Origin of the sequence: Actinomadura sp. KC345 (assembly GCF_004348515.1) — a bacterium.
In the GTDB taxonomy this organism is placed as follows: Bacteria; Actinomycetota; Actinomycetes; order Streptosporangiales; family Streptosporangiaceae; genus Spirillospora.
This window is the reverse complement of sequence record NZ_SMKH01000362.1, coordinates 1-7,054: the sequence shown is the minus strand read 5'-3', so window position 1 is coordinate 7,054 and position 7,054 is coordinate 1. Positions and strand designations below refer to the sequence as shown.

Genomic DNA, 7,054 nt, shown 5'->3' with positions numbered 1-7,054 from the left:
GGGCGGGGTCGTCACGACCGCAAGTCTTCCAGACCGGCGGCGGTGCCGATCACTCACGACGCTCCCTCACGACGCTCCCTCACCACGGGCCCTCACCACGGGCCCTCACCACGGGCCCTCACCACGGGCCCTCACCACGGGCCCTCACTCCGGGAAGGACGGGTGGGGGCCGAGCGCCCAGTACTCATAGAGGCCGTAGCCGGTCGCGGCGTCCGTCGGCTGGGCGCCGTCCGCGTACTCGTAGCGTCCGACCGCGTCGACCATGCCCCACATGCGGGCGGCGTCGTCGGGCTTGCGCGTGTCGTAGGCGACGCCCTGCACCTTGAGGTCGGGCCCCTGGTACATGCCGTGCTTCCAGTCGGGTTCCAGCCCGTAGCCGGTCCCGACCATCAGGTGGACGGGCAGGATCGGCGTCGCGCGGATCTCGAACGCCTCGCCGCCGGGCGGAGCGAACCGGAGCGTGGCGGTGACGACCTCGCGGGTGCCTTCGGCGTACACGGGGATGTACTCGGGGCGCCCGAGGTACTCGGGTTCGCGGTCGGGCCAGACCCGGGTGGCCTCCTCCAGGACGCGGCGCCCCTTCTCGTCCTCCTGGACGATGCAGAGGATCGAGTGGTCCTCGAACTGCATCGGCGTGTACAGCCAGTAGAACGTCCCCGCGTTGTTGGCCTGGATGCCCGGCGGTTCCGGCTCGCCCACGGGGCGGATGCCCCAGGAGCGGTCCCGGGAGCCCCACCAATGGTCGGGAGTGACGTCGATGGTCTCGCCGTCGACCGTGATGGTGCCCGTCCAGCGGCCGGTCTGCGCGATGCGCCGTGAGTCGAACATGACCCGTTCCTGCCAGCGCAGGTAGTGCGGGGGCTCCAGCGTGGCGGGGATCGCCCCTTCCCAGGTGAGGTCGAACGCCAGCCCGTGTTCGCTTGTGACGGGGTCGTTCTCGTCCAGGACGACCCTGAGTCGCTTCAGGCCCTCGATCACCTCCACGCGGAACGGGCCGACCGTGGTGTCCATGCGGTCGGCGCCCAGCTCGCGGGACGCCCGGACGACCTTGTGCGCCGGGCCGCGCCGGACGACCGCGAACGCGTCCATGACCCCGAGGTTCGGGTACTGCCCGATCCCGATGAGCATCATCATCTCGTCGGAGCAGGGGTGGACGTTGAAGTAGTAGCGGTCGTAGAAGTTGCGGTCGGACGTCGTGACGTGCCGCATCACCTCGGGTGCCTGGTGGACCGGATAGTCGTCGAGGGGCGAGAGCGTCACGGCTCTCCTCTCATGATGCGCGCGAGCAGCTGCGTGCAGTTGTTGTTGTAGGGGAAGTCGGCGGTCTCGTCGATCCAGCCGAAGTCGATCATCGCCTGCCCGATCCGGGCCATGACCACCGAGAACTTGAAGCCGGAGAGGATCTCGTAGTACGCCATGTTCCGCATCGGGCGCCCGAGCAGCTCCTCGTAGCGCGCGATCGTCTCGGCGTACGACGGGAAGCCGTCGAGCCGCGCGGCGCCCACGCCCTCGCAGTGGTGGCGGTCGAGGAACATGAACCAGGCGAGGTCCTCCTCGGGGGCGCCGAGCACCGCCCCCTCCCAGTCGAGGACGGCCGCCGGAGCGCCCGCCTGGAAGATCACGTTGCCGATGCGGGCGTCGCCCCAGAGCGCGACGGGGTCGTCCGGCTCGTCGGGGCGGTTGGCCTTCAGCCAGTCCAGGGCCTTGAGCGCCGTCTCCTGCGGCCCCTTGTAGGCCCAGTGCAGGTAGTGCTCGTAGTAGTTGAGCCGCTGGTCGAGGCCGGAGGCGCCCCAGGCCGGCTGGTCGAGGAAGCCGAGGTCCAGCTCGCGGACGTCCAGCCGGTGCACGTCCGCGAGGATCTCCAGCGTGGACCACCACATCGCGGACCGCTCGTCCGGCGCGACCTCGGTCACCCAGCCGTCCATGTGGTACGGCGGCATGTCGGTCGGGACGCGGCCGTCGACGCGCCCCATCACGAAGAACGCGGCGCCCAGCACGTCCTCGGACGGCTCGTACCAGCGGATCGGGGGCACCGGGACGGACGTGCGCTCGTGCAGGATCCGCATCAGCCGGTACTGCTCCGCGAACCGCGGCTCGGGGAAGATCTGGTACTTCACCGGCGCGACCCGCGCCACGAACGCCTCCCGGTGCGGCGTGCCGTCCTCGTCGGTCCACTCGGCGTCGAACATCAGGGTCTCGTTGGAGAAGCCGCTGGTCTGCGGGGTGTCCACGTGCGGAATCCGGACGCCGGGCAGGTGCCGGCCGAGCCAGTCCGCCAGACTGTGCCGGGTCAGCTCGGAGTCACGTTGGTCGGGAACGGGCATCGCCGCCTCCTTGCGCCGGATCGCGCCCCGAATTAGAACGTGTTCTATCAACGGGTGCGGGGGCGGTCAATGGGCGCGGGCGCCCGGCGTGAAAAAATCGCCCGATGCGCCTCACCAAGCTCGGACACGCCTGCGTCCAGATCACCAAGGACGACCGCACCGTCGTCATCGACCCCGGCACGTTCAGCGAGGCGTCCGGCGCCCTCGCCTCCGCCGACGCCGTCCTGATCACCCACGAGCACTTCGACCACTTCGACGCCGACGCCCTCCGCGCCGCGATGGCCGAGCGTCCCGCGCTGGAGGTGTGGACGTCCCGCGTCGTCGCCGAGTCCCTCGCCGACCTCGGCGGGCGCGTCCACCAGGTCGGCCACGGCGACGCCGTCACGGTCGCGGGATTCGACGTCCACGTCTACGGCGAGGACCACGAGATCCTGCACCCCGATCTGCCGCCGATCCCGAACGTCGGGTTCATGCTGGACGGCGAGGTCTTCCACCCCGGCGACGCGTTCACCGTCCCGTCCGAGCCCGTCCCGACCCTGTGCCTGCCGGGCAACGCGCCCTGGATGAAGGTCGCCGACCTCTACCACTACGCGCGGGCCGTCGACCCCGGACGCGCCTTCGCCATCCACGACGGCCTGCTCAACGACATCGGCGTCAACGTCATGAACAACTTCCTCGCGGGCGCCGGCAAGGACATCGGCAAGGAGTTCACCCGCATCGCGCCCGGCGCGACGGTCGACCTGGTCGGCCCGTGACCGGAGACCTCCACACCCCCCGCCCCGTCCAGGCCGTCTTCCTCGATATCGGGGAGACGCTGATCAACGAAGGAGAGATCTACGGGCGCTGGGCCGACTGGCTCGGCGTGCCGAGGCACACGTTCCTCGCCAAGCTGGGCGCGCTGCTCGCGACGGGCGGCACCCATAGGGACCTCCTCGACTACTTCCGGCCGGGGTTCGACCTGGCGGAGGAGGAGCGCAGGCGCGCGGCGGCGGGCGTGCCCAACGGGTTCGGGGCGGACGACCTGTACCCGGACGCGCGGGCCTGCCTGTCCGGGCTGCGCGGCCAGGGACTCTACGTCGGGATCGCGGGCAACCAGCCCGTGGAGGCCGCCGCGCAGATGGCGGCGCTCGGACTGGACGCCGACGTCGTCGGGATCTCCGACGTGTGGGGCGTCCAGAAGCCGGCGCAGGAGTTCTTCGAGCGCTGCGCGCAGCTCGCGGACGTCCTGCCCGACCGCGTCCTGTACGTGGGGGACCGCATCGACAACGACATCCGGCCGGCGCTGGCCTTCGGGATGCAGGCGGCGTTCCTGCGGCGCGGCCCGTGGGGCCACATCCAGCGGGACGACGAGGCGCTGCGCGGCTGCCTGTTCGTCCTGGACGACCTGGCCGCCCTCCCGAAACTCGTCGCCGACCACAACGCCGCCTGACCTCGCGGGGTCCGGATGGTCCCCCGGAAGAGCGACCTCGCCGGAGCGAACCCCTAGGGATGATCCCCTAATCCCGCGGTAGGGGACCGGAACAGTCCGGACGGTGGATGTGGCGCCGCGGTCCGGTTCGTAGCGTGGAGAACGTGGACGCGACGACCGCGACCACGTTCACGGCTCGGCGATTCGGGGAGAGAAGAACCCATGAACGGCCTCATTCGACCACGCGGCAACCGGATGATCGCAGGCGTCTGCGCCGGTCTCGGGCGCCGGTTCGGCATGTCCGCCGGGACCGTCCGGCTGCTGTTCGTGCTGTCGTGCCTGCTGCCGGGTCCGCAGTTCGTCGTCTACCTCGTGCTCTGGGTGATGATGCCGAACGAGGACCGCCACCTGGCGGGCACCCGCTGACCGCAAGATCATTGATAGCGCTTGGCCGGGCCCGCCCGGAGGTGTTAGATCGTGGCACCACCATCGGACCTTCGCCGTCCGGCCGAGCGCCAGGGCTCCGCCCGGGCGGACGGCCGGTGATGTGAAGGTTCGTTCCCCCGTGGGAAGGGAAGGAGCCGCGGTGCCTGAACCGGCCGGGGGCGTGGACGAGTCCGCGCGCGAGTCCGAGCACGCGGCGCGGCTGCTGCGGTTCCTGCGCGATCTGGCGCGGGCCCGCCGGCGCCCGTCCCGCGACCTGGCCGGGCACGACCACGTCCACTGGCTCGCGGAGCTGCCCGGCGACGTCTACGTCGAGACGGACGCGGGCCCCGGCGAGGTCCTGTTCAGCGTGCCGGTCATCCCGCTGACGCCCCCGGTCGTGCTGGACGAGTTCGACGGCTGGCTCGCACTGCGCAACTGGTACCGGATCCTGCGCGACCTGGCGGGGCGGGAGGTGGTGCTCGCCACCGGCCTGCTCGCCTGGCGCCCCGCCGTCCACGACCACCTGCTGAACACGCCCGTGCGGATCGTGGTGGACGAGCGCACCGAACGCGTCGACGTCGTCCTCGCCGGGCGCACGAGCCTGCGCGACCGGGACCTGCTGTCCGGCCATCCCGGCTACCGGCCCGCGGACCGGGTGTCGGACGCGGTGCGGGCGGGGCACGGGTTCGGGCTGAACGCCTCGGTGAAGGACGTCCTGCGCACCTGGTGCTCCGCCGCGCTGCACACGCCCGCCGACTACCGCGAGGACTGGGCGCCCGGCGCGGACGCCCCGTCGCCCGTCCCGTGCCTGCGGCTCGCGCCCGCCCTCGTCGTCCGTCCCGCCGGCCACCGTGCCGTCGCCGACTACCACGCCACGCTGCTCGACCACCTGTCCGGCGGCGTGCCCGAGGGGTTCGCGCGGCTCGTGTCGCCGGCCAGGAAGGCGCACGTCATGCACGTGCCCGAACGTGCGCCCGAGACCGTCCCGGACCTGCTCGCCGGCCTGCTCACCCGCGGCCACCGGGTGCTGGTCGCCACGTCCGGCGCCACCGCGTCGGACGCGCTGCGGGCGGCGCTCCCGCCCGGCATCGCGGATCTCGCGGTCGCCGACCCGGCCGCGGCCGGCGCCGCGGCGGACGAGATCGTCGGCGGCGACGCCCCCGACCTGGACGAGCTGGCGGAGCGGGAGAAGGCCGCCGCCCGGTACGTCACCGAGATCGGCCGGCGCCTCCGCGAGAGCGCCGGCCAGGACACCGGAGACCGGCGCGAACGTCTTCGCGCCGAGTCGCCGGACCTGGCGTGGATGCCGATCCGGCCCGAGATGCCGCCCAGCCCGCCGATCTCCCGGTCCGAGGCCGCGGAGCTCGTCGTCCTCCTCGCGGAGGAGACCCCCGAACGCAAGGCCCGCAAGGAGCAGCGCGACGTCGACCCGGGCGCGCTGCCCAGCTCCGCCTACGTCCGCACGCTGATCGAGGCGGAGACCGCGGCGGCCGAACGCGCCGAACGCTCCAAGACCGACCTGTCCCAGCGCCTCCGCGAGACCGACGTCACCTTCCTCGCCCGCCTCGACGGCAACGCCTCCATCGTCGCCTCCGCCCTCCGCGACCTCGGCCTGGACGGCGACCCGGGCGGCTGGAACGCCGCCGACCTCGCCGCCCAGGCGTTCGGCGACGCCTTCGCCGATCGCCGTCCGCTCATCTGGTCGCGGGTCGGCGAGATGACGGCCCGCGCCGAATGGGCCGAAGGCGCCCTGGCGGAGATCGGCGGCCACCGGATCGAACTCCCCGGCGACGCGGACCTGCGCGGCCTCGCCGCGGCCGCCCATGACCTCCGCGCGTACCTGGCCGGAGGCGGCGCGCTCAAACGCGGCCCCCTCCGCTCCTCCGCGCAGCGCCAGGCCGAGCCCCTCCTCACCACGGTGAAGGTGGACGGCGCCGCGCCCACCACGCCCGAACTGCTCGACCTCGTCCACACCGACCTCATGGTGCGGATCACCTGCCGCGAACTCCAGTACGTGTGGGAGGCGGCCGGCATCTCCTTCCCCGCCGACCTCCCGCCCACCGAACGCATCGCCCGTTTCGTCCGCGCGCACGCCCGCCTCGCCCGCGTCCGGGAGGCCATGGCCGCCGTGAACGAGACGAGGCGGCTGCTCGACCGCTCCGCCCTGAGCGTCCCCCTCGGCCACCCCCACCAGTGGCACGGCTACGTCACCGCCCTGCGCAACGCCCTGGAGGGGCTGGGCGTCAGCCGCGCCGCCGCCGACCTCGCCGCCCTCCGCGACTCGATCGGCCCCGTCGACGAGCGCGATCCCCCCGAACTCCGGGCCGCCCTGGACGCCATCGACGCCCGCGACGCCGCCGCCTACGGCCGCGCCCTCGGCACCCTGGCCGAGACCCGCCACGAACGCTCCCGCCAGATCCGCTGCGAAGAACTCCTCGCCCGCGTCCGGGCGGTCCACCCCGACCTCGCCAACCTCATGATCGCCACCGACGGCGACGAGGTCTGGGCCACCCGCACCCCCCGCTGGGACGAAGCCTGGGGCTGGGCCCGGAACGCGTCCCGGCAGACCGTCCCGGCCGAGGACCGCCTCCGCGCCGACCTGGCCGACGCCGAGGCGCGCCTCCAGGCCGTCCGCGCCGACCTCACCGCCGCCCGCGCCCGTGCCGCCGCGCTCGGCGCCGCCCCCGCGTCCTCCGGCGCGCCGTCCGACGTCGTCCCCGCGTGGATCCTCCCGCTCTGGCGCATCCCCGAGACCGTGCCGCCCACCCCCGGGTCCTTCGACGTCGTCATCGTGGACGGCGAGAACGAGGCCGGCGCCGAAGCCCTCTTCCTCCTCTGGCTCGCCCCCCGGATCATCCTCGTCGGCCGGCCCGGCCCCGACCTGCCGCCCCTGGAG

Annotated in this window: 6 protein-coding genes; 4 read left to right on the top strand and 2 right to left on the bottom strand. The window is 73.0% G+C overall.

Annotated elements, in window-relative coordinates; genetic code table 11:
* Positions 1-144: 144 nt before the first annotated feature.
* Together E1281_RS35325 and E1281_RS35320 are read right to left on the bottom strand one after the other, a co-directional pair.
* Positions 145-1,260, bottom strand: a complete 1,116-nt coding sequence (locus tag E1281_RS35325) for a hypothetical protein (RefSeq protein ID WP_131884050.1) — start codon at positions 1,258-1,260, stop codon at positions 145-147.
* Complete coding sequence (locus E1281_RS35320; protein ID WP_131884049.1) at positions 1,257-2,324, bottom strand: phosphotransferase family protein; 1,068 nt, start codon at positions 2,322-2,324, stop codon at positions 1,257-1,259. The genes E1281_RS35325 and E1281_RS35320 overlap by 4 nt, the downstream gene beginning before the upstream one ends.
* Positions 2,325-2,428: 104 nt before the next feature.
* On the opposite strand from E1281_RS35320, the gene E1281_RS35315 reads away from it, so the two are divergent.
* The 4 genes from E1281_RS35315 to E1281_RS35300 form a co-directional block, all read left to right on the top strand.
* Positions 2,429-3,079: an MBL fold metallo-hydrolase gene (locus E1281_RS35315; RefSeq protein WP_131884048.1), complete on the top strand. Its 651-nt coding sequence runs from the start codon at positions 2,429-2,431 to the stop codon at positions 3,077-3,079.
* Positions 3,076-3,753 carry an HAD family hydrolase gene (locus tag E1281_RS35310; RefSeq protein ID WP_131884047.1) on the top strand — a complete coding sequence of 226 codons (678 nt, stop codon included), beginning with the start codon at positions 3,076-3,078 and terminating at the stop codon, positions 3,751-3,753. The genes E1281_RS35315 and E1281_RS35310 overlap by 4 nt, the downstream gene beginning before the upstream one ends.
* 201 nt (positions 3,754-3,954) lie before the next feature.
* Complete coding sequence (locus tag E1281_RS35305; protein ID WP_131884046.1) at positions 3,955-4,158, top strand: PspC domain-containing protein; 204 nt, start codon at positions 3,955-3,957, stop codon at positions 4,156-4,158.
* 160 nt (positions 4,159-4,318) lie between these two features.
* The coding region (locus E1281_RS35300) for a hypothetical protein (protein ID WP_131884045.1) at positions 4,319-7,054 on the top strand (2,736 nt) is incomplete at its 3' end.